A 14,474-nucleotide genomic window follows, 5' to 3' on the forward strand; every position below is an offset into this window, starting at 1 on the left:
GGCAACAGAACGGAGGGTTGTCATGTCCATACTGCTACAGATCAAAGACATCGCATCGCGATCTCACGCGACGTTGCTTCAGGATGCAGCAGGGGCAACGGCACTCATCGTGATGCTTGTGGTGGGGTTACACCTGCCGTCTGTTACCTGATTTCTGCCTGCGATCTCGCGCCTCGTATGTGCCAGCACTTTTCCCAATCCGGTGCTTGAGACGAACACTGCCTGTTCCACGTCTCATCAGGGTCTTCCCCCTGCCGCATGTACAGGACTCCCCCGCGAGAGACGCTTAACCTGACGCCGCCGTCCTGCTCGGGGCGTGCGGCGTTTTTTTTCGCAGAGGTGTCAGAAAGTGTAGGCCAGCCGTAACCCGCCCCAGTGCCTGCCCTGCACAAAAATAGGCGCGGACAGATCTTTCATCATCTTGAACTCACCGCCGCCCATGTCCCGGCGATAAACCTGCAGCAGGAACGGCTCGGTGTTGCGCCCCGCCTTCAGCCCGACCCGGTCATCGAAAATGCGGCGATTGCGGCAATGGGCCATGTTCCACACCGGATCGTCGCTGGGCGGATGGGAGAATTTGCGGTTATGTGTCGGCAGATACCCGTTTGTATCGACGGCTGCACAGAAAACGACCTTGCTGTCCATCTCCAGAACCGGTTCCTGCAAGGGCGGCAGGATACGGTCCATCACTTCGGTACACTCATTGATGACCTGCTCCGGATCGGATCCCGGGATCGGGCGATAGTTGTGGTCAAACAGGCGCGACATCGTGGCGGCCCCGCTCTCCACCGCGTCCTCCAGGCGGTCACCCAACTCGCGCGCAAGGCTCTGCGCCCGTTGAATGAAAGGCGTGTCCACGGAATTGCCGCCCAACAGGGCAGTCGATTGAACAATCGTCTCCGAGGTGTCGATCAGGCGCAACACCCGTTCATGGGTCTTCTCGATACCGGAAGAGGTTGACTGCACGGCGGTGTCGATCTCCTTCAGGGCGGGCTCGAAATCCGACATCGCGGAATGCATACGCTCTGCCTGCTCGGCGATCCGCTGCGCCTGCTGGTTGGCCGACGTGATCGAGGTCTCCATCCGGCTGAGCGCCGTGTCCGTGCCACCGGCATTTTCCAGCACGTCAGCGGCCTGTGTCGCGATCCCGCTCGCTTCCTTGCCAAGCTCTGAAATCCAGCCCGCCAGGGATTCGATGTTGTTGGAGATTCCGACCGCCGCATCGCGGGTTTTCTGCGACAACTCATTGATGGCATCGGCCACCACGGCAAAGCCCCGCCCCGCGTCCCCGGCGCGGGCCGCTTCGATCTTGGCGTTGATCGCCAGCGTGTTTACCTGCGTCGCAATGCCGGCAATCTGCTGATTGTTGGTTTTCACCGCTGAAAGTGTGTCGCCGACCGCTTCGGTTTTCTGGGACAGATCCTGCACCCATCCGGCAACACTGCGGGTCTTTTCCCCCGTTGTCCGGACCAGTTCGGCGGAGGATTTCACATCGCGGGCGGTCTCGTCGGTGTTCTGCGCCATGGTCTGCACCGCGTCGCGCACATCGGAATTGGCCTTGCCCATTTCGCTGGCACGCTCATCCAGCACGCTCAACCCCCGGCGCTGCGCCCTTGCGTGTTTCTCGACCAGATCGAGAAACCCGGCAATATCGACGATTTCGTATCCAAGCGCTGCCGCGGCCTGCGTCAACCGATCCGCATGCCTGTTGTCGTCAAACTGAGGTTGGATGTTCATGCTGCCCCGCAGATTTGCCTGCGGAACTTACTGTCACGAATTTACTTAAAAATTGCTAATACACGTCTTGATCTCAGGCGCAGTCGGCTTGAAGCGCCTGTGTCATTGCTTCGCAGGCCGCCTCGATGCTGAGCAGGATGGAGGCGTGACGGTTCTTGTAGTCCCGCGCGGGTTCCAACACCTCGAACCCGTCAAAGGGGGCGGCGGGCACCGAGCCTGCGTCTTTCAGCATGGCCCGCAATGCGTCACGCGCCGCTTCAAGCTCCGGCAGGGTCCGGCCAATGATCGCACCGCCCGTGACGGCAGCCGCCGCTTGCCCCAGCGCACAGGCCTTTACATCCTGCGCATAGGCGCTGACCTGTCCGTTCTCGACATTCAGATCGACCGTGACGGCAGAACCGCAGAGGGGCGAGCGTTTCTTGACCCGCGCCATCGGCGTATCAAGCTGTCCTAAATGCGGGATATCCGCCGCAAGGGCCAGAATACGGCCGGAATAGAGTTTGATCAGATCGTTTTCGCCAGACATGGGACCCAGATGGCCTTCCGTTGTTTTCGACTTTCATACATAAGTCCTGACGCAGCAGATGCAAAAAGGTTTTTCGCATGTCTCACGATCCCGTTCCCTTCGACCCCGATAGCCTGCGCTACGACGAAGCTGGTCTGATCCCGGCAATTGCGCAGGATGCCGACAATGGCGAGGTGCTGATGATGGCCTGGATGAACCGCGAGAGTGTGATGCAGACACTTACGACAGGCAAGGTCACCTATTGGAGTCGGTCGCGGCAGGCCTTTTGGGTCAAGGGCGAGACAAGCGGACATCACCAGACGCTGGTGGACATGCGCGTGGACTGCGACCGCGACTGCCTTTTGATGCAGGTCCGGCAGGTGGGCGCGGCCTGTCACACCGGACGGCGCAGCTGTTTTTATACGGGCTTGTCCGAAGCCGGTGAGGTGGAGCTGTCACAGCCCCTGTGAACCTGCCGTCGAGGGCAGGCCCAGCATGCTACGAATGTCAGCGGGCTGCAGACCCTGATCGCGGTAGGTGGCCAGCGCGCGCGCGTCGTCGCGCTTGGCCAGCCTCTTGCCAGCCTCATCCCGGATCAGCCGGTGGTGATGATAAAGCGGTATCGGCAGGTCCAGAAGGTTCTGCAGCACGACATGAATCGCCGTCGCCTCAAAGAGATCAGCGCCGCGCGTGACATGGGTGATGCCCTGCGCCGCGTCGTCCATCACGACCGAGAGATGGTAAGAGGTGCCCATGTCGCGCCGGGACAAAACCACGTCTCCGACGTGGTGTATCAATTGATCGGGCGTCACGGTGATCAGGCCGGTTTCACCCCCGGGCCCCGCACCGGTTTCGGTAAAGGCAAAGAGGCGCTGCGCCACGGCGCGGCGCATATCGAGCCGCAGCGCGCTGTCCCGGGGACGTTCTGTACCGGGGCCCCGGGGGGTATCCCGGCAGGTGCCGGGGTAGATCAACCCATCGGGTCCCATCGGCAGGCTCGCACCTTCCTGCGGGGCGGACATCGCCTCCAGAATATCCCGGCGGTTGCAGCTGCAGGGGTAGAGCAGGCCAGCTTGCCACAGCCGGTCCAGGGCGCTTTCATAGGCTGCCATGTTCTCCGACTGTCGCAACACGGGCGTCGGCCAGTCGAGGCCGAGCCACTGCAGATCCTCATAGATCTGCGCCTCCCAGGCGGGTCGGGCACGTGATGTATCGATATCTTCGATCCGCAGCAGGAATTCACCCTCTGCCCCATGGGCCATGTCGTAGGCAACAAGCGCCGAGAAGGCATGACCAAGATGCAGAGGCCCTGTCGGTGACGGGGCAAACCGGGTGCGGGTTGTCAATTTTTCTCAAGCACGTAGACGTTGGAGTTCAAGTTGATACCGGGCAGATGCGGGCCGCTTTCGCGAAACAGGAGACGCGCGGCACCGCAGTCGATCCACTCGCAGAGTCGGGCTTCGTTTGCGCGGTCCTGCAGGGCGTGATCATTCAGCGACAGAACCAGAAAACCCCCCGGTGCCAGCGCGTTCATCAGGTCGTCAAAAACCGAAATGGGGGCCGCCCCGGCGCCGATCACACCGATGGCGGCAATCGCGGCGTAGTCGCCCGGCGTGACGGGGAGCGGCGCATCCGCCTCGATCACCGTGAGGGTGCGGTATAGCCTTTTGGCGCGGGCCTTGGCCAACATCTCTTCTGACAGATCCACACCGTCGATGGTGGCAAACCCGGCAAGCTTCAGCGCCAGCCCGGAAAGCCCGGTGCCGCAGCCGAAGTCCAGCACCGGCAGGGTCTGATCCTTCATGAATCGCGCCAGAGCATCGGCACATCTGCCGGGTGTTGCATACCCCTGACCGCCGACTTCGGCGTCATAGCTGGCAGACCAGTCGTTGTAGAGAGTGCGGGTTTCATCCGCGTCGCGTGCGTCGTAGACCTTGTCCAGAAATTTTTGTGTCATGGCCCAAGGGTAACCGGCTTGGCTAGGCGGCGTCCAGTGCGCCGGTGCCAAGCCACTCGTGCCAGGCCGCCTTGGCCCGGTCCGTATAAGCCTTGTAGCGGTCCTTGCGGCCGCGTCTGCCACCCTTGAGGCCCTCAACCGGAGGGAAGAGCCCGAAGTTCACATTCATCGGCTGGAACGTCTTGGCCTCGGCCCCGCCGCTGATATGCGTGATCAGCGCACCGGTCGCCGTGCTGGGAGGTGGTGTCTCGTTCGGGCTGCCCAAAATGGCACTGGCCGCCAGACGCCCTGCCAACAGGCCCATGGCAGCGGATTCCACATAACCTTCGACCCCGGTGATCTGCCCGGCAAAGCGAATGTTCGGACGTGAGCGCAGCCGCATCTGCCCGTCGAGCAACGTCGGGGAATTCAGGAAAGTATTGCGGTGGATACCGCCCAGCCGGGCAAAGCTGGCATTCTCCAGACCCGGAATGCGTTTGAACACATCTGTCTGGGCGCCGTATTTCATCTTGGTCTGAAAGCCGACGATGTTGTAAAGCGTGCCGAGCTTGTTGTCGCGCCGCAGTTGCACCACGGCATAGGGTTTCACGTCCGGCTGATGCGGGTTGGTCAGGCCAACGGGCTTCATCGGGCCAAAGCGCAGGGTCTCGCGCCCGCGTTCCGCCATCACCTCAATCGGCAGGCAGCCGTCGAAATACCCGGCTGTTTCGCCTTCGTGGAACTCGGTCTTGTCGGCGGCCATCAGCGCATCGATGAACCCTTCATACTGGTCGCGGTCCATCGGGCAGTTGAGATAGGCGGTGCGCTCTTCCTCCGTCTCGCCCTTGTCATAGCGCGATTGCATCCAGGCGCGCGACATGTCGATGCTGTCGAAATAGACAATCGGCGCAATGGCGTCGAAGAAGGCCAGCGCCTCGGCCCCGGTTTCCGCCGCAATGGCCTGCCCCAGCGCGCCGGAGGTCAGCGGGCCGGTGGCGATGATCCATTGGCCGTCGCTGGGCAGCTCCGTGATCTCGCCATATTCGACACACACATTCGGGTGCGCGACCAGCGCATCGGTGACCGATTGTGCAAAGGGATCCCGGTCCACGGCCAGCGCGCCACCTGCGGGCAGGCGGTGTTTGTCGGCCATCTGCATGATCAACCCGCCTGCCTCGCGCATTTCCCAATGCAACAGACCAACGGCGTTTTGTTCATTGTCGTCAGAGCGAAAGGAGTTGGAACAGACCATCTCGCCCAGAAGGCCGGTCTGATGCGCGAATGTGCCGACCTTGGGGCGCATTTCATGCAATACGACCTGCACGCCCATATGCGCCGCCTGCCAGGCTGCTTCCGATCCGGCCATGCCGCCGCCGACGATATGCAATTCTTCTGTCATGCCCGCCATGTAAGGCAGGCCCCCACGCGGTGCAACCGCAAGCACGGCGGTACTACTCCTGCGTGGTGATGTGAGAGGGGAGTTTTTGGGGTCGCCGCTGCGGGAATGTCGAACCAGCGAGAGACTGGTTTGGAGGGACCTTCCGCCCACGGCGACCCAAAATCATCAAGACGTTTCCGCCTTGCCCTATAGTTGCCACGTTCCTGCCCAAATTAAAATACCGCAGGTAGAAACTCTGCTGCGCCGATTTGGAAACAATCGTGCGACGTGGCGTCAAATGTTCCCAGCTCATGCGCTGGCTTGCTCTGCGGGGAGAATTCGCTCAACGTGACGACAGGGCAAGGGGGCATCTGCATGGACATCAAAATGGACGCAGCCGCGTTGAATACCTTTTTGGATCAGGTGTTTGAGCAGGTGGCCGATGATTTCACCGTCGAGGAGGTGGCGCCCGAGGCGCTGACCGTGCGTCTGAATGTCAGTGACAAGCATCTGCGCCCGGGTGGCACCGTTTCAGGTCCGACACTCTTTGCGCTGGCGGATGTCGGGGCCTATCTCATGACGCTCGCGCGGATCGGCCCGCAGGCGCTGGCCGTGACAACCAATTGCAGCATCGACTTCATGCGCAAGCCGGCGGCGGGGGTCGATCTGATCGGCAAGGTGCGGCTGCTGAAGCTGGGCAGGCAGTTGTCGGTCAGCGATGTGTTGATCTACTCGGAAGGCGTCGATGCGCCCGTTGCCCGGGCAAGCCTCACCTACGCCATTCCACCGGCAAAAACACCCGCGTAAGAGGCTCTTGTTCAACCGGCGCCGATCTGGTCATCTCTGGTCTGAAAACGGGGGAAACCATGTTGGACTGGATCACGCTGGACTGTACGGGCACGCCGCATTGTCGGCACGAAAACGGATTTGCGGCCTTTGACGGCAAATTCTACCTCTTTGGCGGGCGGCGCATTCAGCCGGTCGACATCTTTGATCCCAAGACCAAAACCTGGACGTCCGCGTCCCCGCCACCGATGGAAATCCACCACTTTCAACCGGTCATCGTCGGGCGCGAGATCTGGCTGCTGGGCACGATGACGGGGGCGTTCCCGCGCGAAACGCCGCTGGAGACCGTCTATATCTATCAGCCCGATAGCGACACCTGGAAAGAGGGACCGCGTATCCCGAAGGAGCGGCGGCGCGGGGCGGCGGGCTGCGCGCTGCATACGGATGGCTGGATCTACGTGGTCGGCGGGATCATCGACGGGCATCACTCCGGCACGCAGGCGTGGTTTGACCGGATCAATCCCGAGACAGGTGAGTGGCAGGTGCTGCCCGATGCGCCGAACAAGCGAGACCACGCGCCCTGTGCAATTGTGGCGGATAAACTGTACTTCTTTGGCGGACGGGAGACCGGGCGCCACAATGGACAGGACTATAATGCGCTGTTCTTTGCCACGATCGGCGATGTCGATGTCTATGATTTCAAGACCGGCACATGGTCCGTTCATGATGAACCCTTGCCCGTTGAAACCGCCGCCGGCGGGACGGGTGTGATTGATGGCAAAATCCACTACGTGGGGGGCGAGGCCGGGCGCATGGAAGCCTTTGTCGAGATGCAGATATTCGATACGACCACAGAAGCCTGGCGCATGGGGCCAAGCCTCAACCGGGCCCGCCATGGAACGAATTGCTGCGTGCACGACCGCAAGCTCTGGATCGCGGCTGGCAGCGGTGCGCGCGGAGGCGAGCCGGAGCTGACCAGCATCGAATGTATCGAGATCTCCGAGACACCCTAAAAAAAGGCCGGGATAAAACCCGGCCTTGAGGAAGAGGTCTGGTCGCGTACCGGGGAGGTTACGCGCGCCAGAACACCTTGGCCGCCTCGTCACGAGCCTGCCTTGGTGTCAGTCCCACATCGTCCAGCTGCCAGACCGTCAACTGTTTCAGCGCGCGTCTGGTACGGTAGCGTGTGGCCCATTTCGTCACGCAGACAGCAAACTCAATCGCGACGATGGCCAGTGTTGGCATCTCTTTGGCCTCGTTGAGGAAAGCCAAGGTCCGGGGCGATGGTGTCTGTGCGTGTGTCATGGGAAATCTCCTGAATTGTATTGACACAATGTAGCGGTATAGCTATGAAATATTGATACGATAATTGATACAAACGCGCTAGGAAAACATTGTAATGGGTACAATTTGGCAGCCGATGCTGATCGACGGGCAGGGCCCAAAGTATCAATCGGTTGTTAGTAGTATCCGACAGGGGATAGAGGCGGGTGATCTGAAGCCCGGAGACAAGCTGCCCCCCGTGCGCGATCTGGCCTGGAAGCTGAGCATCACACCAGGCACCGTGGCGCGCGCTTATACGATCCTGACTGACGAAGGCATCTTGAATGCCGAGGTCGGGCGCGGCACCTTCGTGGCCCCGCCGCACCATACGCGGGTATCGGATGCACCCATTGAGATCGACGTTGTGCCGCATGACGCAGAAGAAGATGGCGAGCAGTACAATGTCAGCCTGTTCTCGCCGCATCTGCCCTGCGTTGGTCAGGACAAGCTGATCCGGCAGTTGATGGTGCAGGTGGCAGAGGACCCACCCTCGGGCGTCATGCACTATCCCAGCCGTGCCGGCGCCCGCCCGGCGCGGCGTGCGGTGTTACGCTGGTTGGAAGGGACGCCGCTGGGCCCGCTCGGCGACAAGGACATCGTGCTCTGCCATGGTGGACAGAACGCTGTCCTGATGGTGCTGCAATCAATCCTTGAGGGGCGCAGACCGACGGTGCTGATCGAGGAACTGGCCTATCCCGGGTTCCGCCGCGCAGCCGAGATGTTGCGGGCCGATGTTGTGCCGGTTGCGATGGATGCTAACGGGATCCTGCCTGACGCCTTCGAGCAGGCGATGCGGTCCCATGATGCGCAGGTCCTGTGTACCTCGCCGGAAGTGCATAACCCGACGGGCGGGTTCACCCCTCTGGCCCGGCGTGAAGAGATCGCCCGGATCGCCCGCAAATACGATGTGCAGATCCTGGAAGATGATTGTTACCGGATGGGCGTGAACCGCGCCCCGTCGTACCGGATGCTGGCGCCGGAACGCGGCTGGTACGTCTCGTCGATTGCCAAGACGGTCACACCCGCGCTGCGCTTTGGCTTTGCGATTGCGCCTGAAGGCAAATGGTCAGTCCTGCGCCGCAACGCCGAACACAGTTTCTTTGGTTTGGCCACCCCGATGAGCGATGTGGCCGCGTTGCTTCTGATGCATCCGCAGATCGATACGCTGACCGAGGAGACCCGCCGTGCCTTCAACATCTACGTGCAAAGCGCCGTGAATATCTTGGGCGGGTACGATCTGAGCTGGCGAGAGGATGTCCCGTTTTTGTGGTTGCGGTTGCCGATGGGCTGGCGGGCAGGGGCATTCTGCCAGGCCGCCGAGGCGGTGGGTGTTCAGATCAGATCCGCCGAGGAGTTCGTCTGCCGCGACGCGCGTGCGCCCCATGCGGTGCGGATGGCGGTCAACGCAGGCGTATCGCTCGGCAGCTTTGAGGCTGCGATAACACGGCTGTGCCAGCTTCTGGACAACCCGCCGGAGCAGATCAGCGTTTGAGTTTCGACACCATCACACTTACGGTATTCCCGGCACGTAAGTCACCTTCGAGGCAGGAAACATTCAAGTACCGAAGGCCGCCGATGATAGGAATTGCAATGCCGTGGATCATTGATGCAACAGCGAAGTTTGACCGGCTTCAGAGCGTCGATGACAGCATGGATAAGACTGACCTATACATTCATTTGGCTATGATCAGGACTGCGCTGGATCAGCTGTATGTAGACAATATTTACAGATCATACTTGCGGGTTTCGTCGCAAAAAGCTCATGAGACAGCACAGCAACTACAATCGTTCACTGACGATTTGAACGAGAATTGGGAAACAGAAATTGAGGCTTGGCGCTTTGCACCAACGGCCTACATCCAGTGACCTGGATTTGACGATAGGTGTTGCTGTACGCGCATCACATCGCAGAGCCTCCTTATACGACGCAATGGTTGCGACTAGATAAGTCATGAAGCCACTGGGGTAAAATAATACCTTATTTTTAAACCATTGATATTACGAGGTATTACCTGAGTTCTGCCGCTTGACCCGCAATTTGGCTGCTGTATAACCCCCTAATCGAATTTGGACTGATGCGACAGCACAGTCTTTCACCTCAAACGGGGAACCGTCCATGAAAACCTTTTCTGCAACACCCGCAGATATCGACAAGAAATGGATCCTGATCGACGCCGAGGGCGTTGTTCTGGGCCGTCTTGCCTCGATCATCGCGCAACGTCTGCGCGGCAAACACAAAGCATCCTTCACACCGCACATGGATATGGGCGACAACGTGATTGTCATCAACGCGGACAAGATCCAGCTGACCGGCAAGAAGCGTGAAGAGCATCACTACTGGCACACCGGCCATCCGGGCGGGATCAAATCCCGTACCAAGGCGCAAATCCTTGACGGTGCACACCCCGAGCGCGTCGTAACCCTCGCGGTCAAGCGCATGCTGCCCGGCAACCGTCTGTCCCGCCAGCAAATGACCAACCTGCGCGTCTATGCAGGTGGTGAACACCCTCACGAGGCGCAGAGCCCCGAAGTTCTGGACGTGAAATCCATGAACAGCAAAAACACCCGGAGTGCATGAGCATGGCTGAAGAAATCAACACACTCGAAGAGCTCGGCCAGGCCGCAGGTCTCGAAGCTGCCCCCGAAGTGATCGAAACGCCGCGCGAGCCGGTCCGTGACGATCTGGGTCGCTCCTACGCAACGGGCAAGCGGAAAGACGCGATTGCCCGCGTCTGGATCAAGCCTGGCTCCGGCAAGGTCACCGTGAACGGCAAGCCGCAGAACGAATATTTTGCGCGCCCCGTGCTGCAGATGATCCTGGCACAGCCGTTCACCGTTTCCGGCACCGAAGGCCAGTTTGACGTGGTGGCCACTGTCAAGGGCGGCGGTCTGTCCGGTCAGGCCGGCGCGGTCAAGCACGGCGTGTCAAAAGCGCTGCAGCTTTACGATCCGTCCCTGCGGGGCGCGTTGAAAGCCGCCGGCTTCCTGACCCGCGACAGCCGCGTGGTCGAGCGGAAGAAATACGGCAAGGCCAAAGCGCGCAAGAGCTTCCAGTTCTCCAAGCGTTAAGCTTTTCCAACAGATGTCAGAAGGCCGTCCACCCCGGGCGGCCTTTTGCGTTTCAAGGCACAGTCTAGGACGCATCTGGATGGTGTGGGCGATCCCTGATGTAAAGCTACCGAGTTTTAGGCAATTTCTCGCTAATCTTGCTTGGCCGAGTCGCACTTACGGCATAATTCCCCGTTACTTTAATGTGGTAATTCAATACGTTTGGACGTGATATGGTGATACGGAATTTCATAGCCTTCGATAGCGAAAGCCTCGTCGTACAGTCGAGTTCCAATGGGAGCATCGTCGGCAATCCGATCATCAACAACTCCTCGACGCCCAACGGCACGGTTTTCGAATACACCGGTGGCAGTGGAACGGAAGTATCCCTGAACGACACCGGCGGGGGTGGCGGGCGTTTCAACGACGATCAGCCTGGCAGCCACGTCATAACCGATGGCAATGGATTGGTTGCCGACGGCACGCAGGTTGAATCGGAATCGATCATCAGCATCCGCGCCCTGGACGACAACGGGAACCAGACGGGCCCGACAATCAGCGTCTATGTCTTCTCGCAAAACGGCAATTTCGGTGATGTCTGGGGCTTTGCTACCAGCGAACTGCTTCAGGACGGCACGTCATACGTCAAGATCGGGGGCAACAACACCGGGACGTCGCGCTACAATAACTATGTCACCTGCTTTGCGGAAGGTACGCGGATCGCGACGGCAGACGGAGAGATTGCGGTCGAGGACATCAGGGTTGGCCAGGCGCTCTGGACCCTGGACAAAGGCAATTTGCCGGTGCAATGGGTGGCCAGCACGACAGTGACCGGGCAGGGCGCTTTTGCACCGGTTGTGTTCGACGCGGGGGCAATCGGCAACAATGCACCGCTGACCGTCTCTCAGCAGCACCGCATCTGGATAAAGAACGCCATGGCCGACCTTCTCTTCGGCAAATCCGAAGTGTTGGTGGCAGCCAAACACTTGGTCGGCGTGCCCGGCGTGCGTCTGGATCCGCGAGAGAGCGTGACCTACACGCATTTCATGTTCGACAGCCACCAGATCGTCCGCGCCAACGGGGCCCTGACCGAAAGCTTCTTTTACGGAGAAAACGCACTCGGCACCCTGGAAGCGGCACAGCGCGCGGAACTGGACGCGCTTTTCCCCGTTTTGGGCAGTGGTTTTGAAAGCTTCGGCGTGACCGCAACGATGACCCTGAACGGTCGCGAGGCTGCGGCATTGCGCTCCTACCTCGCAGCCTGACTAGTCGTCGGGGTTAATCAGCCCAAGCCCGCGCAAGTAGATACCGATCCCCGTTTCCAACAGATCATCCGCCGGAAAGGGCGAAGCGCGTCCCGGTGAATTGCGCGCAAAAAGCTCAACCACCCCGTGGCTCAACGCCCAGATATGCGCTGAAAACATGGACGCAGGCGGGCGTTTGTCTTCGGGGATGTGCTGGCTGAGATCGGTGGCAGCCTTTTCCAGAACACTGTTGGCGCGGGTGGCGACGGCGGCCAGTTCGGGCGTGCGATTTACTGAAATCCCGCTTTCAAACATCGCGATGTAGTGGCCGGGATATTTGCGCGCGAAGGCCAGATAGGCACGCCCGGTTGCGGAAAAGGCCGCCAGCGCAGAGGGTTGGCCCTTTTCATACGCGTATTCCATCAGGTCGGCAAAAATCTCGTAGCCCTGCAGCGCGGCTTCGGCAATCAGGTCCTCACGCCCTTCGAAGTGCCGGTAGACGGCAGCAGGGGTCACGCCCGCCTGTTTGGCCGCCTCTGACAGGGTGAAGCCCATCGGTCCCCGTGCCTCGATCAGCTGCAGCGCCGCGTCAATCAAAGCCTGACGCAGGTTGCCATGATGATAGCCGCGTTTAGGCATCCCAGATGTCCGGCCCACCGCAAATCGATGTGTCGATCTTGCCAATCGCGCGGGCATCCTTGCGCGCGTAGTCCAACCCGTGCAGCACCGTGCGGATGGCGTTGAGCCGCGCGCGGCGCTTGTCGTCTGATCTCACGATGGTCCAGGGGGTCGCTTCTCTGTGGGTCCGCGTCAGGGTTTCTCCAATCGCATCCGTGTAGGCGTCCCAGCGTTTGAGACCCTCGACGTCAATCCAGCTGAGTTTCCACTGTTTCAGCGGGTCGCATTCCCGCGCCAAAAGGCGCCGCAGTTGCTCGGCGCGCCCGACGTTCAGCCAGAATTTGAAAAGATGTACGCCATCTTCCACCAACGTGTCCTCGAAGGGCGTCACCTGCGTGAAAAAGTTCTCCCGTTCCGTGTCGGAGCAGAAATCAAAGACCTTCTCGACAACGCCGCGGTTGTACCAGCTGCGATCATAGAACGCCATTTCACCAACCGTCGGCAGATGGGCCACATAGCGCTGGAAATACCATTGCCCCGCCTCTGTATCGGTCGGTTTCTGCAAGGCGACGATACGGGCACCGCGCGGATTAAGATTGGCGCGGAAGCGGCTGATTGTACCGCCTTTTCCGGCACCGTCACGACCTTCATAGACGATCACGACACGTGCACCGCTTTCCTTGACCCAGGCCTGCATCTTGACCAGTTCGATCTGCAGGGCTGCCAGTTCCTTCTCGTAGGGCTTGCGCGCCATACGCTCGCTGTGCGGGTAGGTATCGGACAGGATATCGCCCTTTTCACTCCGCTTGATGGCGGCGCGGATGTCCTTGGGGGCTTCTGAGGCAAAGTAGGTGCTGATCGCGCCGTCAAATGGCAGGTTCATGGGCCCTCCGGGGCAGGTGCTCTGCTTTCAATATGGGATGTTAACAGGCTTAACGCAAACCTGCGCGGGTTGCCGCCCGGTCAATGGACGCTTCGACGGCATCAGGGTCGGCGTGATGTGGCATATGGCCCACACCTTGCATTCGGATCAGCGTCGCATTGGGCAGTAATTGCGCCAGAGGTTCGGAGTGAACGCGCAGCGGCACGATGGTATCTTCGGTGCCATGCAGGATTTCCACGGGCAGGCTCAGGCTAGGGTACTGCGTTGCCATCTCGACGACATGCGGGCGCAGGCTGTTGACCTGTTGCGCATTCGCACGCAGCGTGGGGCGGCGCAGTGTCATTTCGGGCCCGAAGTGATCGAGATACCCGTCAGGTGTCGCTTGTGGCGCGAAAATGGAGGCGACCGCCTCCTCAATGCGCGCCGCGGGGGCAAAGGCCGCAATCAGGGGGATCATCAACGCGCTGCCAATCCGCGTCGAATTGATCTGGTAGAGCAGGCCGAGGTTGCCGGGCCAGGGGTTGGAGGCGGCCCCGAGCAGGACCAACGCCGCCGTATCCTCCGGCCGTTCCAGCGCCCAGGCCAGCGCCACAGCACCGCCGTAGGAATGGCCCAGAACAATCGGACGTGTCACCCCAACCTGATCCAGCGCTTTTTGCAGCACGCGCGCCTGCACCGCCGGCGGTTCGGCCCAGGTGTTCAACACGCCGGTATAGCTCTCCCCTGCGCGACTGCTCCAGCCCAGCCCCGGGCGGTCCACCATGATGACGCGGTAGCGGTCGGTCAGACGCCCCATCAAGTCGAAGGTAAAATCGCGCATTGATCCGTTTGCGCCGTGGATCAGAACCAGATCCGGGCCTTGCCCTTCGATGCGCAGATGAACGCGCGTGCCATCCACCTCGATAAATTGACCGGAGGGTGGATAGGCGGTTTCAGCCTGCGTTTCACGCGCCGCGGCGCGCCAGTGCACGACCGCAACGGTCAGCAGGATCAGCAAGAGGGCAAAGAGCAGCACG

The 14,474-nt window shown here is 60.5% G+C and carries 18 protein-coding genes; 9 read left to right on the forward strand and 9 right to left on the reverse strand.

Features of this window, described 5'->3' with window-relative positions; genetic code table 11:
* Positions 1–22: 22 nt before the first annotated feature.
* Positions 23–151, forward strand: a complete 129-nt coding sequence (locus tag Q1A52_RS18760; RefSeq protein ID WP_300019537.1) for a hypothetical protein — start codon at positions 23–25, stop codon at positions 149–151.
* Between the two features lie 191 nt (positions 152–342).
* On the opposite strand, the gene Q1A52_RS18765 is transcribed toward Q1A52_RS18760, so the two are convergent.
* Both Q1A52_RS18765 and Q1A52_RS18770 read right to left on the reverse strand, forming a co-directional pair.
* Positions 343–1,737, reverse strand: coding sequence for a methyl-accepting chemotaxis protein (locus Q1A52_RS18765; RefSeq protein ID WP_300018934.1), 1,395 nt, complete (start codon positions 1,735–1,737; stop codon positions 343–345).
* 73 nt (positions 1,738–1,810) lie between these two features.
* Complete coding sequence (locus Q1A52_RS18770; protein ID WP_300018937.1) at positions 1,811–2,263, reverse strand: iron-sulfur cluster assembly scaffold protein; 453 nt, start codon at positions 2,261–2,263, stop codon at positions 1,811–1,813.
* A 77-nt stretch (positions 2,264–2,340) separates the two neighbouring features.
* Between Q1A52_RS18770 and hisI the strand changes: the two genes are divergently transcribed.
* Complete coding sequence (gene hisI / locus Q1A52_RS18775) at positions 2,341–2,712, forward strand: phosphoribosyl-AMP cyclohydrolase (RefSeq protein WP_300018940.1); 372 nt, start codon at positions 2,341–2,343, stop codon at positions 2,710–2,712.
* Here the strand turns inward: hisI and gluQRS are convergent.
* Genes gluQRS through trmFO form a run of 3 tightly spaced genes read right to left on the reverse strand, consistent with a single transcriptional unit; the run spans position 2,698 to position 5,577 of the window.
* On the reverse strand, positions 2,698–3,588 hold the full coding sequence (gene gluQRS, locus Q1A52_RS18780) for a tRNA glutamyl-Q(34) synthetase GluQRS (RefSeq protein WP_300018943.1): 891 nt from the start codon (positions 3,586–3,588) through the stop codon (positions 2,698–2,700). The two genes, hisI and gluQRS, sit on opposite strands and share 15 nt — an antisense overlap.
* Positions 3,585–4,199 carry a class I SAM-dependent methyltransferase gene (locus Q1A52_RS18785; protein ID WP_300018946.1) on the reverse strand — a complete coding sequence of 205 codons (615 nt, stop codon included), beginning with the start codon at positions 4,197–4,199 and terminating at the stop codon, positions 3,585–3,587. The genes gluQRS and Q1A52_RS18785 overlap by 4 nt, the downstream gene beginning before the upstream one ends.
* Positions 4,200–4,221: 22 nt before the next feature.
* Complete coding sequence (gene trmFO, locus Q1A52_RS18790) at positions 4,222–5,577, reverse strand: methylenetetrahydrofolate--tRNA-(uracil(54)-C(5))-methyltransferase (FADH(2)-oxidizing) TrmFO (RefSeq protein ID WP_300018949.1); 1,356 nt, start codon at positions 5,575–5,577, stop codon at positions 4,222–4,224.
* Positions 5,578–5,931: 354 nt separating this feature from the next.
* Here trmFO and Q1A52_RS18795 point away from each other — a divergent pair, with 354 nt between their 5' ends.
* Both Q1A52_RS18795 and Q1A52_RS18800 read left to right on the forward strand, forming a co-directional pair.
* Positions 5,932–6,363, forward strand: a complete 432-nt coding sequence (locus Q1A52_RS18795) for a PaaI family thioesterase (RefSeq protein ID WP_300018952.1) — start codon at positions 5,932–5,934, stop codon at positions 6,361–6,363.
* A 59-nt stretch (positions 6,364–6,422) separates the two neighbouring features.
* Positions 6,423–7,355, forward strand: a complete 933-nt coding sequence (locus Q1A52_RS18800; RefSeq protein ID WP_300018955.1) for a kelch motif-containing protein — start codon at positions 6,423–6,425, stop codon at positions 7,353–7,355.
* A gap of 58 nt (positions 7,356–7,413) precedes the next feature.
* On the opposite strand, the gene Q1A52_RS18805 is transcribed toward Q1A52_RS18800, so the two are convergent.
* A complete protein-coding gene (locus tag Q1A52_RS18805; RefSeq protein ID WP_299783413.1) occupies positions 7,414–7,647 on the reverse strand; it encodes a DUF1127 domain-containing protein in 234 nt (77 codons plus the stop codon).
* A gap of 94 nt (positions 7,648–7,741) precedes the next feature.
* On the opposite strand from Q1A52_RS18805, the gene Q1A52_RS18810 reads away from it, so the two are divergent.
* From Q1A52_RS18810 to Q1A52_RS18830, 5 genes are all read left to right on the forward strand, one after another.
* Entirely contained in the window at positions 7,742–9,157 is a 1,416-nt protein-coding gene (locus tag Q1A52_RS18810) for a PLP-dependent aminotransferase family protein (protein WP_300018958.1), read from the forward strand.
* 98 nt (positions 9,158–9,255) lie between these two features.
* On the forward strand, positions 9,256–9,531 hold the full coding sequence (locus Q1A52_RS18815; protein ID WP_300018961.1) for a hypothetical protein: 276 nt from the start codon (positions 9,256–9,258) through the stop codon (positions 9,529–9,531).
* Between the two features lie 250 nt (positions 9,532–9,781).
* A complete protein-coding gene (rplM, locus tag Q1A52_RS18820) occupies positions 9,782–10,243 on the forward strand; it encodes a 50S ribosomal protein L13 (protein WP_299827371.1) in 462 nt (153 codons plus the stop codon).
* 2 nt (positions 10,244–10,245) lie between these two features.
* On the forward strand, positions 10,246–10,734 hold the full coding sequence (rpsI, locus tag Q1A52_RS18825; RefSeq protein ID WP_299783409.1) for a 30S ribosomal protein S9: 489 nt from the start codon (positions 10,246–10,248) through the stop codon (positions 10,732–10,734).
* Positions 10,735–10,946: 212 nt separating this feature from the next.
* Positions 10,947–11,978, forward strand: coding sequence for a Hint domain-containing protein (locus tag Q1A52_RS18830; RefSeq protein WP_299783408.1), 1,032 nt, complete (start codon positions 10,947–10,949; stop codon positions 11,976–11,978).
* On the opposite strand, the gene Q1A52_RS18835 is transcribed toward Q1A52_RS18830, so the two are convergent.
* Genes Q1A52_RS18835 through Q1A52_RS18845 form a run of 3 tightly spaced genes read right to left on the reverse strand, consistent with a single transcriptional unit; the run spans position 11,979 to position 14,473 of the window.
* Positions 11,979–12,596 (reverse strand): TetR/AcrR family transcriptional regulator, encoded by a 618-nt coding sequence (locus tag Q1A52_RS18835; RefSeq protein WP_195821954.1) that lies wholly within the window; start codon positions 12,594–12,596, stop codon positions 11,979–11,981.
* Positions 12,589–13,458: a polyphosphate kinase 2 gene (gene ppk2 / locus Q1A52_RS18840; RefSeq protein WP_300018964.1), complete on the reverse strand. Its 870-nt coding sequence runs from the start codon at positions 13,456–13,458 to the stop codon at positions 12,589–12,591. Before ppk2 ends, Q1A52_RS18835 begins: the two co-directional genes overlap by 8 nt.
* Before the next feature lie 49 nt (positions 13,459–13,507).
* The gene (locus Q1A52_RS18845; RefSeq protein WP_300018966.1) at positions 13,508–14,473 is read right to left on the reverse strand and encodes an alpha/beta hydrolase; all 966 of its coding nucleotides are present in this window, start codon (positions 14,471–14,473) and stop codon (positions 13,508–13,510) included.
* Position 14,474: the final 1 nt, after the last annotated feature.

This window comes from uncultured Roseobacter sp. (assembly GCF_947488185.1).
Taxonomy (GTDB): domain Bacteria; phylum Pseudomonadota; class Alphaproteobacteria; order Rhodobacterales; family Rhodobacteraceae; genus Roseobacter.

Coding starts and splice junctions, on each gene's coding strand:
- Q1A52_RS18810 (WP_300018958.1), top strand. CDS start 7,742: ATGGGTACAATTTGGCAGCCGATGCTGATCGACGGGCAGGGCCCAAAG.
- Q1A52_RS18760 (WP_300019537.1), top strand. CDS start 23: ATGTCCATACTGCTACAGATCAAAGACATCGCATCGCGATCTCACGCG.
- Q1A52_RS18800 (WP_300018955.1), top strand. CDS start 6,423: ATGTTGGACTGGATCACGCTGGACTGTACGGGCACGCCGCATTGTCGG.
- Q1A52_RS18785 (WP_300018946.1), bottom strand. CDS start 4,199: ATGACACAAAAATTTCTGGACAAGGTCTACGACGCACGCGACGCGGAT.
- Q1A52_RS18795 (WP_300018952.1), top strand. CDS start 5,932: ATGGACATCAAAATGGACGCAGCCGCGTTGAATACCTTTTTGGATCAG.
- rplM (WP_299827371.1), top strand. CDS start 9,782: ATGAAAACCTTTTCTGCAACACCCGCAGATATCGACAAGAAATGGATC.
- hisI (WP_300018940.1), top strand. CDS start 2,341: ATGTCTCACGATCCCGTTCCCTTCGACCCCGATAGCCTGCGCTACGAC.
- Q1A52_RS18835 (WP_195821954.1), bottom strand. CDS start 12,596: ATGCCTAAACGCGGCTATCATCATGGCAACCTGCGTCAGGCTTTGATT.
- rpsI (WP_299783409.1), top strand. CDS start 10,246: ATGGCTGAAGAAATCAACACACTCGAAGAGCTCGGCCAGGCCGCAGGT.
- Q1A52_RS18765 (WP_300018934.1), bottom strand. CDS start 1,737: ATGAACATCCAACCTCAGTTTGACGACAACAGGCATGCGGATCGGTTG.
- Q1A52_RS18830 (WP_299783408.1), top strand. CDS start 10,947: ATGGTGATACGGAATTTCATAGCCTTCGATAGCGAAAGCCTCGTCGTA.
- Q1A52_RS18770 (WP_300018937.1), bottom strand. CDS start 2,263: ATGTCTGGCGAAAACGATCTGATCAAACTCTATTCCGGCCGTATTCTG.
- Q1A52_RS18805 (WP_299783413.1), bottom strand. CDS start 7,647: ATGACACACGCACAGACACCATCGCCCCGGACCTTGGCTTTCCTCAAC.
- Q1A52_RS18815 (WP_300018961.1), top strand. CDS start 9,256: ATGCCGTGGATCATTGATGCAACAGCGAAGTTTGACCGGCTTCAGAGC.
- trmFO (WP_300018949.1), bottom strand. CDS start 5,577: ATGACAGAAGAATTGCATATCGTCGGCGGCGGCATGGCCGGATCGGAA.
- ppk2 (WP_300018964.1), bottom strand. CDS start 13,458: ATGAACCTGCCATTTGACGGCGCGATCAGCACCTACTTTGCCTCAGAA.